Origin of the sequence: Leptospira mtsangambouensis, from assembly GCF_004770475.1 — a bacterium.
Classification (GTDB): Bacteria; Spirochaetota; Leptospiria; order Leptospirales; family Leptospiraceae; genus Leptospira_A; species Leptospira_A mtsangambouensis.
On sequence record NZ_RQHK01000005.1, the window covers coordinates 180,917 to 197,350 of the forward strand.

A 16,434-nucleotide genomic window follows, 5' to 3' on the forward strand; every position below is an offset into this window, starting at 1 on the left:
ACTTAAACCAATCTTCGGATATATAAATCCTTAGTGATTTTGGCGACGGTTTTACCATCTTCGCCAACAACTTCTGTTTCATAGGTTCGAATGGTTTTTTTCTCTTTTTTCAAAAGTTCTTTTAAATCTTCAAATTCGTTATTTGGAATATGGAAGGTTGCGGTGACCGTACCTTCTCCAGGTTTTACAAAATCAATTTTTGCCCCTTTGTCCCAAACCATATAATTTTTTCCAAGATTCATCATTAATAAAAACATAAAGAACGGATCACACATGGAATATAACGATCCTCCAAAGTGTGTCCCCACATAATTCGTGTTTGATAGAATAAGAGGCATAGACACTACCATTGTATTTTTATCTACGAGCCTGGGTAGAATGTTGGCACCTTCATACGGTTTAAACATTCGAAATGCTTGTTCAAAACCATAAGTCTGTTCTAAAAACTGCCATAAAGGATGAACTTTGTATTCTAAAAGAATTTCTCTGTGTCTCATAAACACAAGAATTTAAAGTATAGAACGATCGGTCTACATTTTCTTTTCCATCCAAAAAAGAAAAAATGAAAAAATACAGAAAATTTCTTCAGTTTGTTGTATTCTTCTTTTGATTTTGTTTGGATCGGTATTCGTCGGTGCAAAGTTTGGTGATGGATAAATAATCCGGTTTTCCATTGGGTAATTTTGGGATCTCTGGATTATTTAAAATCACACGAGGGATATGGCTTGCTGGTAATTCTTTTTGTAAAATTCGTAATATTTCCACATCCGATAAGTTCGATGAAGAGAATAGACCAATGATTTCTCCTAATTCATCCGCAATCGGGACAGAAATAAATTCTCCTTCCATTCCTAAGCCCAAAATTTCCGATTCAATCTGGTCCAAAGAAACTCGTTTTCCGTTGTGTTTGATGATTCGATCTTTTCTACCTAAAAGGAACCATCCTAATTCGGAGAAGTTTCCTAAATCATTGGTCGAGTAATATTCGCTAGGTGGGATCGTTTGTTCTTCCCAACCTTCCTCTTTCAAAAGAAAGGATGTATGGGATAAAAAGGGACTTTTCATTTGTAATTCTGTTTCTGTCATACCTTCTTCGGATTTATATTTTGTCTCGATCCCAGGTAGAATTTGGAATCTGTTTTGTCGTAGTGGGTCTCGAAACCCAATGGCCCCAGTCTCTGTTGCTCCATAGATTTCTGTGACTGAGATCCCGCCTAGATCCCTTAGGGAACGAGCGAGTGGCACTGGGAATTTCATTCCTGAAACGATTGCATGAAGAGGAAGTTTTTTCTCAGAAAGGAAAGCCTTCTGCAGTTGTGGGGCTGAAGTGATCCATAAATCTCCCCCTTTTGGATTTGGATTCCCTTCGACCAAAACCCCTAATCGTTTGGGGATTAAAAATCCCCAAAGTAGCCCATACAAATGGCAGAGTGGGACCTGCACTTGCACTCTGTCTGCTTTGGTATATAATGTTTGGATTTCCGGTAACTTTGTCCAATACGAGATTTCGTTTTCAATTTCTTCCCATTTTTTCCAAACCATTTTGGGAAGCCCAGTAGACCCTGAGGTGAGAATACAAAATGAATTTGGTGAATCCAAAATGGGAAGGGGGAAATGGTGTAAGGGTGCTTCTAGTTTGGTTCCTTTCCAAAGGGGATCGATGAGGATTGGATTTTGGGATTTTAAGTCAGATTCAAAGTTTCCAGAAAGGAAATATTCATTGGTTGCAAACCGAAGGACTGAGGCCATAAAACAAAAAATCCTTCCCCCATAGAATGAAGGAAGGATTTCTTTTGTAGGCAGGATTGTCTGTTAAGTTAAGCTGCTTGTTTTTTTTCCAATCGCTTTTTCATGAGGAACCCGAGGGCAGCTCCCACGACAATCAAACTTGCCGAAACTTCTAGAGCATTTTTGCGTACTGCTTTGATCAGGTAGGCAGAAAATCCATTGTCAGCATAAAAATCGCTAACTCGAACCACATATGATGGGCGGTTAGGTGCTGGGATTTGATCTACATGTAAATACCAATCTTTATGAGCTACGCCTTTGGAATTCATCCAAGAATTAAAGAAGACATAACCTGAAGTTGATGGCTTACGAATGTCGGCCCCTTCTGTTGGGTGGTTGAAGATTCCTGGAACAATGATGGCCCAAGGGAAACCATTTTTATCGATAAAGGAATCTTTCCCCTTACTATCTGTGAAATAACCTGGACGGTAAATTTGTCTAAAAACACCATCTGTCTTTTGGTTGATGGCAAGGAAGTAGTTGAGGTGACCACCTACAAGGTTTTTCGTCGCATTTAAATCCACTGGTTCTTCAAAGGTAATTGTTACATGAGCAGTAACACCACGAACAAAATCATTGATGGTAAATGTAGTTCCCGCACTTGGAGCATTCTTTTTGCCGAACAAAGTTTTGTCAGAACTTGGAAGAATCAGAATTCCTCGTTTGAGTTGGGCTGTATTTAAAGTTCCACCAGTACAATCTCCCACCGCATTTGCAGTGTATTTGGAAGCAGTAGCACATCCATTCCATGGTTGGCCACTTCCATCAATATAATTCACTTGTACTGTTGCATTGGTTGGGACATCCAAAGAAAGTCTTAATTCATGATTGTATCCTGCACCTTTTGCAACATGGGTGTAAGTTCCACGAATCGTCTTTACTTTGTTTGTTGGTGTTTTGTCCATCTCTGTGCTGAATACAGTTGAATGGTCATTTAAATCTGCATCTCCTGCAGAAGGATACATATCTTCGAAAGCAATCGTGTATCGACCAGAACGTGCAGTTGTTGCAAGGCTTGGATCATCTGGGAATTCGTCGTAAGAATTGGCAACACCGTCACAATCAGAGTCAACTGCTTGCACACAACCATTCACTGGTTGGAAGTTGGTTGTATCAACATTGATTACTGGAGCTACGACAACGGTTCCTGATCCTTCTGATCCAGAACCTGTAGAAGGTTGTTGGATGGGAGCAGACCCTGTAATTTCAACTACTTCTCCAGTTGTTGGATTCACCCCGATCACACTCACTTCTACTGTAGTCACAGTTGGTGGCACACTGATAGGAATGGTAACAGAACCATTGGAATCAGTGGTTCCGGTTCCTACAACATTTGGCTCTCCTGTAGTTGTTGTTTCAGTCACTGTGACAGGTGCGTTTGCCACGGGACCTGCTTCGTTTTCGATTACTACGGTGACGGGAACTGTTACGTTGGTTTCAAAATTAAAATCCCCACCGTTATTGGTTTGGTCTACCACTACGACTGTTGTTTCATTGTTTACGGTCGTTGGTGCGGGAGTTGGGGTAGTGACAACAGGAGTCTCTGGATTACTGCCTGTCCCTGGATTTGTTGTGGTTTGGTCGCCAGTTGTAGCCCCACCGTCTGTGGAACCACCAGTAGTGTCTGTGGGAGGAGTGACTTGGTTTGGGTCAGTGGTTTCTAATCCAACCACTGTAAATGTGCCATCACCGGTATTGGCTGAAGATGTAGAAGCTTGTTGTGTGCTTCCATCTCCTAAACCTAAAAATGGGAGAAGTAATAAACCTTTCTTTTTATTAGAACAGTCCAATAGCAAAAGAGGTATAGTGAAAAGAACGAACCATCGTTTCATGTTGGGATTTCCTACCTGCATAGGGAATTAAACGACAAAATCGCTAAAAAGACAACGCAGATTTCATAAAAATTAGGGAAATCCATTGGATTTTTGGGGAGATGTACGGGCATCGGTCAAAAAAAAGAACGATTATCCAAACAAATCAGACATAAATCTGATTTGTTTTTATTTAATGTTAGTTAGTTGCCACATGGGCCACCGCATTTCCAAATACAAAGTTCTGAAACCTTACATTTCGGAATCCAAGTTCTGTGAGAATGTTTGATAAGGTCTCTTGGTCGGGATAGGTTTTTGAAGAATGGGGAAGGTAGTCAAACATCTCATTTTCCTTTCCGTAGAGCAAATACCCGAAAAGGGGAACCATTTTGAAGAAATAAAAATCAGCAAAGAATTTTAAGAATTTTGGTCTCACTCGTCCCACATCCAAATTCACAAAAACTCCATCTTTCTTTAAGACTCGTTTGATTTCCAAAAGACATTTTCGTAAGTCAGACACATTGCGAAGGCCAAATCCCATGGTCACAATATCAAAACTCCCGTCGGCAAACTGTTTTAGATTCATCGCATCGCCGATGAGGAGTTCGACTTTGGGGTTATTGGGAATCTTACGGATGGCAAAGGACAACATTTTCTCTGAAAAATCAAGGCCTACCACTCGGTTTAGGTTTGGGTCCTTAGAAAGCCTAAGGGTAATGTCTCCTGTCCCACAACAAAGATCGAGGGCTGATTTGGCAGAAGGTACGCTTTTCCGAGCCTCTCTCACCACCCAATCTTTCCAAATCCTGTGGAGAAAAAAGCTATTCCAATCATTGAACCGATCATAGGCCTTCGCGATTCCATCAAAATTGGTTCTTACATATTCCGGTTTCTTTTCTTGGGATGGGAGTTGGTATTGGTTCATAGAGGTCGATACATCCATGAATTGGACATTTTCAATTCCCGCAATTTTGATTTTTATTCTTCTTTTTTGTTTTTCACTGACTTCCTTCTATTTTTTCTTTCGAATTGTCTTGGGACTTCGAAAACTAGAAAATTCTGATTTTCGTGTTTTACTTTTTCCCCAAGAACCAACTGACGAAGAACTAGAATTATTCTTTTCTCCTTTGGAAAGAACCATCCATTGGTTGCCAACGATTGCCTCTCTTTCCATGCTTCTTGGATTACTTGGTACGGTGATTGGAATTAATTCCGCTTTTGGGGCTATGGAATCACAAGGGAAGGTCAGCTTGGAAGTGTTAGCCGGAGGAATCAAGGATGCACTCAATACAACAATTGCAGGCCTTCTTGTAGCGATTCCTTCACTTTATTTCCACAGATTTGCAGAAAACAAAATCCGATACATTTCGGAACTTTTGGTAAAGGATTTTTCAAAAAAATGAAACTCCGTAAATCAAGTCCGAATGCACTGATTGATATCAGTAGTTTGATTGATGTTTTATTTATATTGCTTATTTTTTTAATGTTGGCAGTTCGATTCACTGAGACTACTTCCGCTTTACAACTCGACTTACCCAAATCTAAAACAGAATCAATTGGAGAGGAAACACCCAAATTTAAAATTGTAATCAATCATTTGGGTGTTATTTATTTTGATGGAAAGGAAACTTCAAAAGAATCTTTGTCTCAATTGATTCCAAAAAATGAGGATGGTGCTTCTCGTGTTGTTCTGGAAGTAGATAAACGGGCACAATTTGAATCTTTTGTTTTTGCCACTGACGTATTAAAAACAAATGGATATCAAAAAATTGATATTGTCACTCGGAAGGATTAGAGGATTGAACCAAGTCGATTAAGAACTTATATTTTTTGTTTTTTACTTTTTGTTCTAGGATCAATTTCCCTTTGTCTTCGGTTTGGATCGTATCTAAAACACCAATGAGTTGTCCGAAGTTTTGAATCCGAATCAACTGTAGGATTTCTTTTTTTAAGTTTTGTGGAGAAGAATTTAAAAAGTTGTGAACAAACTCCACTTCTGATTCATCCTGTTTTGCGATTTCTCCCAGTTCTCTTGTATGGGTTGGACCGATTTTTGATTTTTCTACTAATTCATTCGGGATGGTTTCTAATCGAGTCAAAGGGATTTCAAATCCGAATTCTGATCCTTCGCCAATGGTACTTTTCACATAGATGGTACCTCCTAAAAATTCAACTAACTGATGACAGATGGATAAACCAAGCCCCGTTCCTTCTTGATAAGAGCTCCCTTGTTCCGTTTGTTGAAATGCTTCAAAAATAGAATGCAATTGATCATTTGGAATTCCTATCCCAGTGTCTTTGACGATGAATAACACCATATCGAAAGAATGTTCCGGATTCCGAGTCACTTTGATTTCTAAACTGACTGAACCTTGGTTTGTGAACTTCAAAGCATTCCCAAGTAAATTCACAAGTATTTGGCGAATTTTTTGTAAATCCGATTCATAAAAACAGGATTCGATCACAGCAGCATTCAAAAGTTCAAAACTAATGGATTTTTCGGAAAACCGATAAGAGAACATGGAGAACAATGTGTCCCAAAGTTGTACGAGAGAAAAAGATTCTCTGGTCTCTGTCATTTTCCCAGCTTCGATTTTGGAAAGATCCAAGATGTCATTGATCATTCCTAAAAGATGGACTCCGTTTTCATATAAAGAATCCACATAACCTTTAAGATGGTTGGGGAGGTTTGGATCCTTCTCTAAAATCTGTGAAAATCCGATGACTGCATGAAGAGGAGTTCTTAATTCATGTGTGATTTTTGAAAAGAAAACTGATTTGGAACGATTTGCTTTGATGGCAGCTTCTACTGCTTTTTGTAATCGTTTGTTTTGTAACTGGATTTTTTGAGAATAATCGTTTAACTTGTCTTCTGCTAGCTTGCGATCGGTGATATCAAACACAGTTGACTTATTAATTACAAAATTTCCAGCTTTGTCAAAGGTAGCAGTTGAGTTTAAACTAACAAAAAAAGTAGACCGATCCTTTCTAAGAAATTCTAATTCTACTCCCGTTAAGTTTTCATTCGGGAAGGAGTCGGTAATCAGTCTGTATTTATCTTGACTACTCTCTGTCAATAAGTCGCTAAATTTAAAATTTCCTACTATTTCTTCTCTCGCATAACCTAACCAGTCGAGCTCGGTATCATTGATGGAAACGATGGTATTTTCTTTGTCGAGAGAATGGTAACCACAAGGAGCATTGTTGTATAGATCCAAAATCCTCTCATAAGATTTCATTAAATTTTCTTCCGCTATTTTTCGGTTAGTGATATCATTCCCGATAGACAGAACTTCGTAGGGATATCCGAATTCATTTTTTAAAATCCGATTTGACCAGGTGACAGTACGTTTGTCATTTTCTCCAATGAATACATCATATTCTTGACGGATATTTTGTTCGGGTCTATGGAAGATATTCCATAATTGGGATTTCACTTCATTGGATTTTTCAAAAGGAATGTGAAATAAATCCAATACAACATCCTTACCTTCAGCAGAATCTTTTCCTATTTGAAAAAATTCTTCTGCATAAGGGTTGATTGAATGGATTTTAAAATCGGGGCTCCAACGAATGATAATGGAGTTTGCTGTATCATATATGTCTTGGTATTGTTTTTCTTTTTCCCGAATGGTGCGTTCAATTTCTTCTGAATTACTTAAATTCTTTCTAAAAAGGATTAACCTAAGTTTTTTTTCTCTTCGATATGCATTGTGATAATAATAAGCTACAAACAACAATCCAGATGCAATCACAATGGCTAAAAACTCGTCGATCATTTGATTTCCAAAAGTAACATAGTCATGTCGTCTGCGACTTTCCCACCAGAATAAACTAAAACTTCATCCTGAATGGATTCCAGAAATTCTTTTGAAGGAAGATGGATTCTTGTTTCGATGAGTTCTGCAAATTTTTGGTCTCCCAAATATTCTTCGTTTTCATTGGGAACTTCAAACATCCCATCAGAAAAAAGAAATAACCTGTCCCCTGAGTTTAAAAAAATATCTTCGTTTTCCGCATTGAGTTGATCGGGGAACATCATTAGGCAAAATCCCTTTGTCCCGAGTTTGATGATTTTGTTTTCACGAATCAAAAACATATGATGGTGTCCAGCCATGGAGTATGACAAAAGATTTTCTTCTGCTTTATAACGTAAATAAATTGCACTGATGAAATGAGTGCTGATAAGAGGAGTGAGTGTACTATGAATCCAATATAAACTTTCGCTCGGTGATAAAAAAGATTTATCCATGGTTTTGAAAGTAATGATGGCCATAAGAGAAACCATAGCTGCGGCAATTCCGTGGCCTGTTACATCTCCAAATAAAATGTCCAAATCACCAGAGGGTAACAAATCGTAGGTGATTAAATCCCCACCAACTAATTCCATAGGTTTATAAGAAGTATAAATTTGATAGAGTGGGGAAGGTGGAAATTGGAAGGTGACTAAATTTTCTTGATTTGATTTGGCAAGTTCCAAATCTTTTTGAATGGCCTGTAGAAGATCGATTCTTTCTTTTTCTAAAGTTTTGATTTTGATATGAGTTCTGATCCTAGCTAAAATTTCGGACTCTTGAAATGGTTTTGTGATGTAATCAACGGCTCCTGTTTCTAATCCTTTGACTATATCGCTTGTTTCGTTGAGTGCAGATAAAAAAAGAATCGGAGTGTTTTTTGACCGTTCCATCACAAGTAAACGTTTGGCAACATCAAGTCCACTAATCCCAGGAAGTAGAATGTCCAGTAAAATTAAGTCAAAGTCAAGTGCCTCCGCCAACTCTAGGGCATATTCACCATCGTAAGCAACCGCCACTTCATATCCTTGCCCAAGTAAAATATGAGTGATAATCTCAATATTGGTTTCGTTATCATCGACTACCAAGATTTTCAGAGCTTGTTTTGTGTACACAATTCATGAAGGATTCGTTGCAAAAAACATTTGGCAAGAGATTTTTGATAAAGTTTGATTTGGTTAGAAAATAGAAATGAAAAAGATCATCCACATTGATATGGACGCATTTTATGCATCTGTAGAACAAAGAGATTTTCCTGAAATGCGTGGAAAACCTGTCGTTGTGGGTGGTTCTCCGCATTCAAGGGGAGTTGTTTGTGCGGCAAGTTACGAAGCAAGGAAGTTTGGTGTTCGCTCTGCCATCCCTTGTTTTCAAGCTTACAAACTTTGCCCAGATGCCATTTTCACTCCACCTCGATTTGAAGTGTATAAATCAATCTCCAAAGAAATTCGTTCTGTATTTTTGGAATACACTGACTTAGTGGAACCCTTGTCCTTGGATGAGGCATATTTAGATGTCACATCCAACAAATTACAAATTCCACTAGCAAGTACGATCGCCAAAGAAATTCGGAAAAAAATATTTGATCGAACGGGACTCACTTGTTCTGCGGGTGTTGCCCAAAATAAATTCTTAGCAAAAATGGCTTCGGAAAAAAATAAACCTAACGGGTTATATGTGGTTCTTCCTGGCGATGAAGAAAAATTTTTAGATGAAATCCCTCTTTATAGTTTTTTTGGAATCGGGAAAAAAACTTATGAACGTCTTTCGCAATTAGGATATACAAAAGGATCAGAATTACGAAAAGCGGAAGAGTCTTTTTTAGTTGGGGAATTTGGAAAAATGGGGGCTGTGTTTTATCGGATGGCAAGGGGGCTTGATGACCGAGAAGTCATTCCTTTTCGCGATCCTAAATCGATTGGTGTCGAAACAACCTTTTCCCATGATTCGGAAGATTTTGCTTATTTGTTACTCACTTTAGAGAATTTATCTAAAGAATTAGAATTGCGGATGGGTCGGAAAAATAAACAAGGAAAAACGCTGACCTTAAAAATCAAATTTGAAGATTTTACTGTGAAACAAAAATCTATTTCATCCGAATCTGTTTTCTACTTGGCAGACAACCTTTTCCAACAATCCTCGAATCTGTTAGCAAATGTTTGGAAGGAAAACACAGAACCAATGAAGAAAATAAGACTTTTAGGAATTTCTGTGACCAACTTTTCTTCCGATTCAAAAAATGAGGACCAACCTTCACTCTTCGGTTAAACTATGTTAGATAATGAAAACGATTTAGAATCTCTCGGACCTTTACAAGTGCTTCGAGTCAAAGGAGATCCAGATGCACCAACGGTTGTCATGTTTCATGGTTATGGTGCCAGCGCTTTTGATTTATATCCCATCCACGAAGTGTTAGTGACTGATCAAAAGTTCAATTGGGTTTTCCCTCATGGACATTTGAGTGTACCTCTGATGCCTGGTTATTCAGGTCGGGCTTGGTTTCCCATTGATATGGCCGCTTTGGAAGAGGCAATCCGCAAAAATGATTTTAGAAATTTTGCCGATAAAGACCCAGAAGGGATGGACGTCGCAAGAGAAGCCGCTTATTTAATGTTAGATGCTCTTGGCATTCCTTGGAACCAACTGATTTTAGGTGGCTTTTCACAAGGTGCTATGCTTGCAACAGACTTAACTCTTAGAAAAGAAGAAGTCTCCAAAGGTCTGATGATCCTTTCAGGTGCACTTGTCAATGAATCACTCTGGAAAGAATTGGCCCCTAAAAAATCGATTTTACGTTTTTTTCAATCTCATGGAGAATTTGACCCTATTCTTGGTTATGCGAATGCCAAAAGACTAGAAAAGTTACTTCGTAATTCAGGTTTGCTAGGTGAATTCATTGCTTTTAACGGTGGACATGAGATTCCCGCACCGGTGATCCAAGGAATTAGCCGTTATTTGAATAGTTTGTCATAAAAATTCTAGTTCGCAAATTGGTTTGGGTCTGTCTAAGTTAACGGGTGGTCATTATGAAACAGTTTCTTTTTACATTTCTTTGTATTGGATTATGGCAAGGGGCTTTCGCCCAAGGTTTTGACCATAAACATTCTGTTTGGGATTCCATCCTAAAAAAAAATGTGAAGAACGGACTTGTTTCCTATAAAGGTATTCAGTCGGAAGAGGGTTCCTTTAAACAATATTTAGAATCTCTTTCAAAGGTGACTGAGGCTCAATACCAAGGTTTCAACGAAAAAGAAAAAATTAGTTTTTTAATCAACGCATACAATGCCTTCACTGTGAAATTGATTTTAGACCATTACCCCGTTGAGAGTATCACAGAAATTGGCTCTCCATTTTCCAAAATTAATTTAGCCCGTGGGATCCCTTGGAAAAAAGAATTTTATACTCTCCTTGGAAAATCTAGACATTTGGATTGGATTGAACATGAAAAATTAAGAAAGGATTTTAATGAACCAAGGATTCACTTTGCGATTGTTTGTGCCTCCATTGGTTGTCCTTATTTAGTTTCAGAAGCCTACACCCCTAATTCATTAGAAAAACAACTTCAGTCTGCCAAACTCGGATTCTTAAAAAATCCAAAAAAGAATTTTTATGATAAAACAACGAACACTCTGTACTTAAGTAAAATTTTTAACTGGTTCCAAACTGATTTTACCAAAAAAACAACTCTCATTCAATATGTGCAGGAAGGTTTTGAGGAAACAATCAAACCAGATGCCAAAATTGTTTATAATGAATACAGTTGGGATTTAAACGAATTAAAATAGGAATACAAAGTATCCAATACACATAAAATAAAAGACAAAGAGGTTTATCATTCCGGGACTAGGGGCTCGGGGAAAAGCAGTCTGCACCATTTCGAAAATAATTAAAAACCAATTTATGGGGAATGATCATGCTATTGTCTGATTTAGGATGGAATTCTTTTTTTGAACTGAGTTTTGATCAATATAAAAATTTAGGTCTGTCGGCGATGCGTATCGTTCGAGAGAACAGAGAAAAATATATTGCTTGTGGTGAACTTGGAGAATTCAACTGTGAAGTTTCAGGAAAATTCCGATTTAATACCGAAAGTAAAAGTGAATTTCCAACAGTCGGTGATTGGGTAGTAACTTCAGTAATTCCTAATGAAAAGAAAGCAATCATTCACGCACTTTTACCTAGAAAGAGTGTTTTCAGTCGAAAAGTCCCTGGCCAGATGACTGATGAACAAGTCATTGCAGCTAACATCGACATCGTATTCATCATTACCGGCTTAGATTTAAATTATAATTTACGACGTATCGAAAGGTTTTTATCAATCGCATGGGAAAGCAAAGCCTTACCTGTGGTTTTGTTAAATAAAGCCGACCTTTGTCCTGAGGCTGAATTGCGAAAAATCGAAGTGGAATCAATTGCGATCGGAGTTGATGTGCATACACTCAGTGCAACTCAAAATACTGGAATTGCTATTTTGAATCAATACATCCAAAGAGGGAAAACCATCGCTTTTCTTGGTTCATCTGGAGTTGGAAAATCTACGATCATCAACACTCTTCTTGGGATGGAACATCTTAAAGTAAACGAAGTAAGTGAATTAGGAAGTCGAGGTCGACATACAACAACTTATCGTGAATTAATTTTACTCCCAAGTGGCGGTATGGTCATTGATACTCCTGGGATGCGAGAATTACAAGTTTGGGGTGACGAAGAAGGATTGAAGTCTGTTTTTGATGATATTGAAAACTTAAGTTTAAACTGTCGTTATCGCAATTGCAGTCATGAAAACGAACCTGGTTGTGCTGTACAAAAAGCGATAAGTGAAAATTCTCTTGATCCGAAACGATTGGAAAGTTTTTTAAAATTGAAGAAAGAGTATAAATATTTAGAAGACAGGCAAACCATGAAAGCAAGTGCAATTGAAAAAGCAAATTGGAAATCCATTAGTAAACTTGCGAAAAACATTAAAAAAAACGGAAGGTAAATTGGTTTTATGAAACTAACTCAAATTCGTAAGTGATTTTTGCTGTTTTTTCTAATGTTTTGGCAACAGAACAGTATTTTTCTAAACTAAGATCAATCGCACGTTTTACCTGTTCTTCTTTAAAATCACCTTTTACTTTAAACTTCAAATGGATGTTTTTAAAAAGATTGGTTTCTTCGACTTTTTCCCTTTCGGCATCTACTTCTACAGAATAGTCTTTCACTTCGATTCTGTGTTTGTTTAGAATCATCAAAACATCAATACTACTACAACCGGCAAGCCCCATAATCAAAAGTTCCATAGGTCTTGGACCAGAATTTTTTCCACCTATTTCGGGAGAGGCATCGATACGAATGGAATTACCAGATTCATTCGTTGCTTCTAAAACATAAGGAGATTCAATGCGACTTAGTTTGATATTCATAAGTAGAAAATAGGCGGGTGGGAGAACCCGCCAAGTTTAAAATTTACTTATTCGGTTGTGGTGTGTAACGCAAATAAGGTTTGATGGTCCTAAATCCTTTAGGGAATTTTTTCTTCGCATCTTCATCAGAAACAGAAGGAACGATGATTGTGTCTTCTCCATCTTTCCAGTTTGCAGGAGTTGCTACGCTAAACTGAGAAGTGAGTTGTAAAGAATCAATCACACGCAAAAGTTCATCAAAGTTTCTTCCAGTGGATGCAGGATAAGTAAGAGTTAATTTTACTTTTTTGTCAGGTCCGACAACAAATACAGAACGAACAGTAGTGGTTTCACTTGCATTTGGATGAATCATATCATAAAGGTTTGATACTTTACGATCTGCATCAGCAATGATAGGGTAGTTTACTTTGGTTCCTTGTGTTTCGTTGATATCAGAGATCCAACCTTTGTGGCTGTCAACTGGGTCAACAGAAAGTGCGATCACTTTCACATTACGTTTTTCGAACTCTGGTTTAATTTTTGCCACGTATCCAAGTTCGGTTGTACAAACTGGAGTGTAGTCTTTCGGGTGAGAAAATAAAATCCCCCAACCTTGTCCTAAATATTCATGAAAGTCAATTTTGCCTTCAGAGGTTTCCGCTTGGAAATTCGGTGCTTCGTCGCCTAAACGTAGTGCCATGGTTTTTCTCCTGTAAGATGAGTGATTCCAATTCTAAAATTCACCTCTGAAAATGCAAGAAATTGTTATACTTTATTGGATGAAATTTCCATTTTATTGAAATATTTCGCAGATTTCCTACTTTTTTGTTCTCGTAAAAGCACCATCCCAGTCTGGTTCTGGGGGAGTTTCTAAGTAATATTGGCACCGTTCCCAAAGGAGTTTGCAGGCTTCGTCCCCATTTGTGGTGAGGAGTGTGTAGAATTTTTTGCCTGCCTCCTCAAACTTGCGGTTCAAATAAGAGAAAAGGGCAGTTTCGTAGGCTTCCACAAATTTATGGTCTTCTTCTGTTTCATCGCCTTTTTTGGCTCTGACTTCATAGAGAGTGACTGGTTTGGTTTTTCCCTTCACACGCACAATATCCAACTTTCTTGTGAAAAAATGGTCTTTGACTTCATCATGAACAAATTCAGAAACCAAAATACAAACTCCATAATCTTTTCCAGCTGCCTCTAACCGTGCCGCTAAGTTGACAGTATCACCCATCATTGTATAGGAAGCCAGGGCATCGGTTCCCATAAATCCAACTTTCGCATAACCCATGTTTAGTCCAATGCGGAACTTCATCGTATGAGCTTCGGGGATGTATTTATCCTTCTCTATCCACTCAGCCTTTAAGACCTCAAGTTTATCCCGCATTTCAACACTGGCAGAGACTGCTTTTAAACAATGGTTTTCCACATCCAGCGGTGCATTAAAAACTCCCACAATGGCATCCCCAATGTATTTATCCAATACTCCGTCATGGTGTTTCAGAATGATGGTCATGGCTGATAAGTATTCGTTGAGAAGATTGGCGAGTTCTTTTGAATTTAATTTTTCAGAAATGGTGCTAAATCCAGCAATATCAGAAAAGAATGCAGTGATGATTTTTTCACTTCCTTGTTTTAGTTTTTCTAAATCTTTGAGAGCTTCTCCGACCACCACCGGGTCCACCATACTTCCAAGAACTCCTCGCATTTTTTCACGTTCTTTTAATCCGGAAACCATCTGGTTTAGTGCAACTGTTAGGTTTCCAAATTCATCGTTTCCACCATCATCAAAATGGACATGAAGATTTCCATGACCCACATCTTCTGCACTTCGAATGATGTTTCGAATTTTTTGAACCACCACACCAGAAATAAAAATGGCGAAAAGAATTGCCACCAAACAGATAGTAATGGCAGTAAGTACAATTTGGTTTCTATTGTCTTTGATGGCTCGAATTCCATCGGTTCTATCGACAAGTGTTCGAATCAGCCCAGAAAAATTATCACGTAATACAAGATTGGGAACATTTTCCGATTCCAAAAGATGAGTCCCATCTAACTTCCACATGATCTCTTCTGATTCGCTACGGGAATGGCCAAAACTCCCATCGGGAAATAGTTTTTTTAATTCTTTAGTAGGGGTTTCTTGTTCGGCAGTGAGAATCCATTTGCGAATGGCTTTCCAACGATTCCTTTGGATTTCCCGAGCATCAGGATCTTGGTAATAACGTTCATATTCGGTGGGATCTGTTTTGAATTTCATCAAAACCCAATCTTCCAAGGTAACGTCTCGCAAACTTCGCAAAGCTTCGATTTTTTCCCAAGTTTCTAAGGGAATAGGATAGTTTGTGGTGACTTCATCAAAAATTTTATCTCTCTCTGTGATGAGTTCCTCGTAAGATTTATAAAAACTGGTAAAAAGTTTGTCCTTTGCCGGAGGGATCGGTGGTTTTGCATTTTTCAAAAATTGAATGCGATCTCTTAGTTTTGGGATGAGTTCTGACAGTTCGTTTGTGATTCGATAATCTTCTTTGATTACTTCTCTGTAATCTCCTAGGCTAGATTTAACACTACTTAGGTTAAAAGCTCTTTTGGTGGAGTTTTGATGGCGGAAAAGGGGAGAGTGGAGGGCTTGGATTTCTCTTTCTTCCCATTCATAGACATACTGTTTTTCGTTTTCATCGAGGGAAGAAATATCATCTGACAAACGTTGGAAGGATTCGACTAAACTTTCTTCCATCTGGTCAAACTGATCCATTTTGGCAAGGGGAGAAGTGTTGTCGATGATCTGTGTGTCAAAAGAAGCAAGGGATGTTTCCCCTTGGATCATGGCAGAAAGAGGGAAGGTTTGGATCCGAAAGAGTTTGGTATCTAGTCCCAGTTCTTCAAGTTTTCTTTTTTTAGAATCAGCATAGAACTTGGCTATAAAAAGGTCCAGTTGTGATTTATGGTTTCGAATTTCTTTTTTTAGATTTTTAACATTGGTTTCCCAATTTGTTTTTGCTTCTGGGTCTTCTGGTGGAGTTTGTTTTTGGATCTCCAAATACTTTTCTTCATTGCGCACATAAGAAGAAGCAAGGTGAACAAGTGTATTCCATTCTCTTTCACTGATGTTTCTGTTGGCTGCTTCTCGAAGTTGGTGACGAATTTCCCGCTCCAAAACATCCACATCATCTTTTGTTAAATAAACGGAAAAAAAAGTGTCCACTTTCTTTACTACTTTGGAAGTACCAAGAGATCCAAAAAGATTGGTTTTGAATCCAAAGACAGAAACTGTTTTTTTCTTGGTGACCACTTTCGCAGTTCGATATTTTTTAAGTTCTTCTCTTTGTCTTTCGATCCTCGATTTGAACTCTTCGATCCGGATTAAGTTTTGCGATATATTCTCAATCTCCATCACCAAACTTGCGATGAAATTTTTGGAGACTGCTGCTTGTTTTTCATAACTCTCAGAGAGGATGGCCGTTTGTTGGCGAACCGTGATGATGGAAAGTAAAAGAATCGTAAGTGCAATTAGGGTGCCAGTAAACCAAGCAAGTTTGGCTCTAATTCCTTCGGAAAGGATTTTCCAGACGGAAGTAAGTCCGGATTGGATCATTTTAAAGAATTCCATAGGGATGGATGAAACATGAGACCCTGAGTTTTCAAAGCAAGATATTTTGTATT

General features: G+C 38.2%; 15 protein-coding genes. 6 read left to right on the forward strand and 9 right to left on the reverse strand.

All coding sequences use genetic code 11. The features are described 5' to 3' along the window. Positions 1–2: 2 nt before the first annotated feature. The 4 genes from EHR01_RS09030 to EHR01_RS09045 all read right to left on the reverse strand — a co-directional run bounded on the left by EHR01_RS09030 (position 3) and on the right by EHR01_RS09045 (position 4,524). Complete coding sequence (locus EHR01_RS09030; protein WP_135694443.1) at positions 3–497, reverse strand: YiiD C-terminal domain-containing protein; 495 nt, start codon at positions 495–497, stop codon at positions 3–5. 88 nt (positions 498–585) lie between these two features. After that, positions 586–1,749: an AMP-binding protein gene (locus EHR01_RS09035; protein ID WP_135694445.1), complete on the reverse strand. Its 1,164-nt coding sequence runs from the start codon at positions 1,747–1,749 to the stop codon at positions 586–588. A gap of 68 nt (positions 1,750–1,817) precedes the next feature. After that, entirely contained in the window at positions 1,818–3,620 is a 1,803-nt protein-coding gene (locus EHR01_RS09040; RefSeq protein ID WP_135694447.1) for an LruC domain-containing protein, read from the reverse strand. 178 nt (positions 3,621–3,798) lie between these two features. After that, positions 3,799–4,524 (reverse strand): ubiquinone/menaquinone biosynthesis methyltransferase, encoded by a 726-nt coding sequence (locus EHR01_RS09045; protein ID WP_135694449.1) that lies wholly within the window; start codon positions 4,522–4,524, stop codon positions 3,799–3,801. Positions 4,525–4,540: 16 nt separating this feature from the next. On the opposite strand from EHR01_RS09045, the gene EHR01_RS09050 reads away from it, so the two are divergent. Both EHR01_RS09050 and EHR01_RS09055 read left to right on the forward strand, forming a co-directional pair. After that, positions 4,541–5,002, forward strand: a complete 462-nt coding sequence (locus EHR01_RS09050) for a MotA/TolQ/ExbB proton channel family protein (RefSeq protein WP_208721754.1) — start codon at positions 4,541–4,543, stop codon at positions 5,000–5,002. Then, the gene (locus EHR01_RS09055; protein ID WP_135694453.1) at positions 4,999–5,394 is read left to right on the forward strand and encodes an ExbD/TolR family protein; all 396 of its coding nucleotides are present in this window, start codon (positions 4,999–5,001) and stop codon (positions 5,392–5,394) included. Before EHR01_RS09050 ends, EHR01_RS09055 begins: the two co-directional genes overlap by 4 nt. Here the strand turns inward: EHR01_RS09055 and EHR01_RS09060 are convergent. Then, positions 5,378–7,378, reverse strand: a complete 2,001-nt coding sequence (locus EHR01_RS09060; protein WP_135694455.1) for a PAS domain-containing sensor histidine kinase — start codon at positions 7,376–7,378, stop codon at positions 5,378–5,380. The two genes, EHR01_RS09055 and EHR01_RS09060, sit on opposite strands and share 17 nt — an antisense overlap. After that, complete coding sequence (locus EHR01_RS09065; protein ID WP_208721755.1) at positions 7,375–8,508, reverse strand: PP2C family protein-serine/threonine phosphatase; 1,134 nt, start codon at positions 8,506–8,508, stop codon at positions 7,375–7,377. The genes EHR01_RS09060 and EHR01_RS09065 overlap by 4 nt, the downstream gene beginning before the upstream one ends. Before the next feature lie 70 nt (positions 8,509–8,578). Here EHR01_RS09065 and dinB point away from each other — a divergent pair, with 70 nt between their 5' ends. The 4 genes from dinB to rsgA all read left to right on the forward strand — a co-directional run bounded on the left by dinB (position 8,579) and on the right by rsgA (position 12,374). Continuing rightward, positions 8,579–9,661, forward strand: a complete 1,083-nt coding sequence (gene dinB, locus EHR01_RS09070; protein WP_208721758.1) for a DNA polymerase IV — start codon at positions 8,579–8,581, stop codon at positions 9,659–9,661. A 3-nt stretch (positions 9,662–9,664) separates the two neighbouring features. Then, positions 9,665–10,366: an alpha/beta hydrolase gene (locus tag EHR01_RS09075; protein ID WP_135694460.1), complete on the forward strand. Its 702-nt coding sequence runs from the start codon at positions 9,665–9,667 to the stop codon at positions 10,364–10,366. Between the two features lie 53 nt (positions 10,367–10,419). After that, on the forward strand, positions 10,420–11,178 hold the full coding sequence (locus tag EHR01_RS09080) for a DUF547 domain-containing protein (protein ID WP_135694462.1): 759 nt from the start codon (positions 10,420–10,422) through the stop codon (positions 11,176–11,178). 122 nt (positions 11,179–11,300) lie between these two features. Next, a complete protein-coding gene (rsgA, locus tag EHR01_RS09085; RefSeq protein ID WP_244310038.1) occupies positions 11,301–12,374 on the forward strand; it encodes a ribosome small subunit-dependent GTPase A in 1,074 nt (357 codons plus the stop codon). Between the two features lie 7 nt (positions 12,375–12,381). Here rsgA and EHR01_RS09090 read toward each other — a convergent pair whose 3' ends face one another. From EHR01_RS09090 to EHR01_RS09100, 3 genes are all read right to left on the reverse strand, one after another. After that, the gene (locus EHR01_RS09090) at positions 12,382–12,798 is read right to left on the reverse strand and encodes an OsmC family protein (RefSeq protein WP_135694463.1); all 417 of its coding nucleotides are present in this window, start codon (positions 12,796–12,798) and stop codon (positions 12,382–12,384) included. A 43-nt stretch (positions 12,799–12,841) separates the two neighbouring features. Continuing rightward, complete coding sequence (locus EHR01_RS09095) at positions 12,842–13,477, reverse strand: peroxiredoxin (RefSeq protein WP_002975579.1); 636 nt, start codon at positions 13,475–13,477, stop codon at positions 12,842–12,844. Positions 13,478–13,594: 117 nt separating this feature from the next. Further along, entirely contained in the window at positions 13,595–16,366 is a 2,772-nt protein-coding gene (locus EHR01_RS09100; RefSeq protein WP_135694465.1) for an adenylate/guanylate cyclase domain-containing protein, read from the reverse strand. Positions 16,367–16,434: the final 68 nt, after the last annotated feature.

What these genes read in the sequence shown, in the direction of transcription:
- EHR01_RS09030 (WP_135694443.1), bottom strand. Translation starts at nt 497, where the DNA reads ATGAGACACAGAGAAATTCTTTTAGAATACAAAGTTCATCCTTTATGG.
- EHR01_RS09035 (WP_135694445.1), bottom strand. Translation starts at nt 1,749, where the DNA reads ATGGCCTCAGTCCTTCGGTTTGCAACCAATGAATATTTCCTTTCTGGA.
- EHR01_RS09040 (WP_135694447.1), bottom strand. Translation starts at nt 3,620, where the DNA reads ATGAAACGATGGTTCGTTCTTTTCACTATACCTCTTTTGCTATTGGAC.
- EHR01_RS09045 (WP_135694449.1), bottom strand. Translation starts at nt 4,524, where the DNA reads ATGAACCAATACCAACTCCCATCCCAAGAAAAGAAACCGGAATATGTA.
- EHR01_RS09050 (WP_208721754.1), top strand. Translation starts at nt 4,541, where the DNA reads ATGAATTGGACATTTTCAATTCCCGCAATTTTGATTTTTATTCTTCTT.
- EHR01_RS09055 (WP_135694453.1), top strand. Translation starts at nt 4,999, where the DNA reads ATGAAACTCCGTAAATCAAGTCCGAATGCACTGATTGATATCAGTAGT.
- EHR01_RS09060 (WP_135694455.1), bottom strand. Translation starts at nt 7,378, where the DNA reads ATGATCGACGAGTTTTTAGCCATTGTGATTGCATCTGGATTGTTGTTT.
- EHR01_RS09075 (WP_135694460.1), top strand. Translation starts at nt 9,665, where the DNA reads ATGTTAGATAATGAAAACGATTTAGAATCTCTCGGACCTTTACAAGTG.
- EHR01_RS09080 (WP_135694462.1), top strand. Translation starts at nt 10,420, where the DNA reads ATGAAACAGTTTCTTTTTACATTTCTTTGTATTGGATTATGGCAAGGG.
- rsgA (WP_244310038.1), top strand. Translation starts at nt 11,301, where the DNA reads ATGATCATGCTATTGTCTGATTTAGGATGGAATTCTTTTTTTGAACTG.
- EHR01_RS09090 (WP_135694463.1), bottom strand. Translation starts at nt 12,798, where the DNA reads ATGAATATCAAACTAAGTCGCATTGAATCTCCTTATGTTTTAGAAGCA.
- EHR01_RS09095 (WP_002975579.1), bottom strand. Translation starts at nt 13,477, where the DNA reads ATGGCACTACGTTTAGGCGACGAAGCACCGAATTTCCAAGCGGAAACC.
- EHR01_RS09100 (WP_135694465.1), bottom strand. Translation starts at nt 16,366, where the DNA reads ATGATCCAATCCGGACTTACTTCCGTCTGGAAAATCCTTTCCGAAGGA.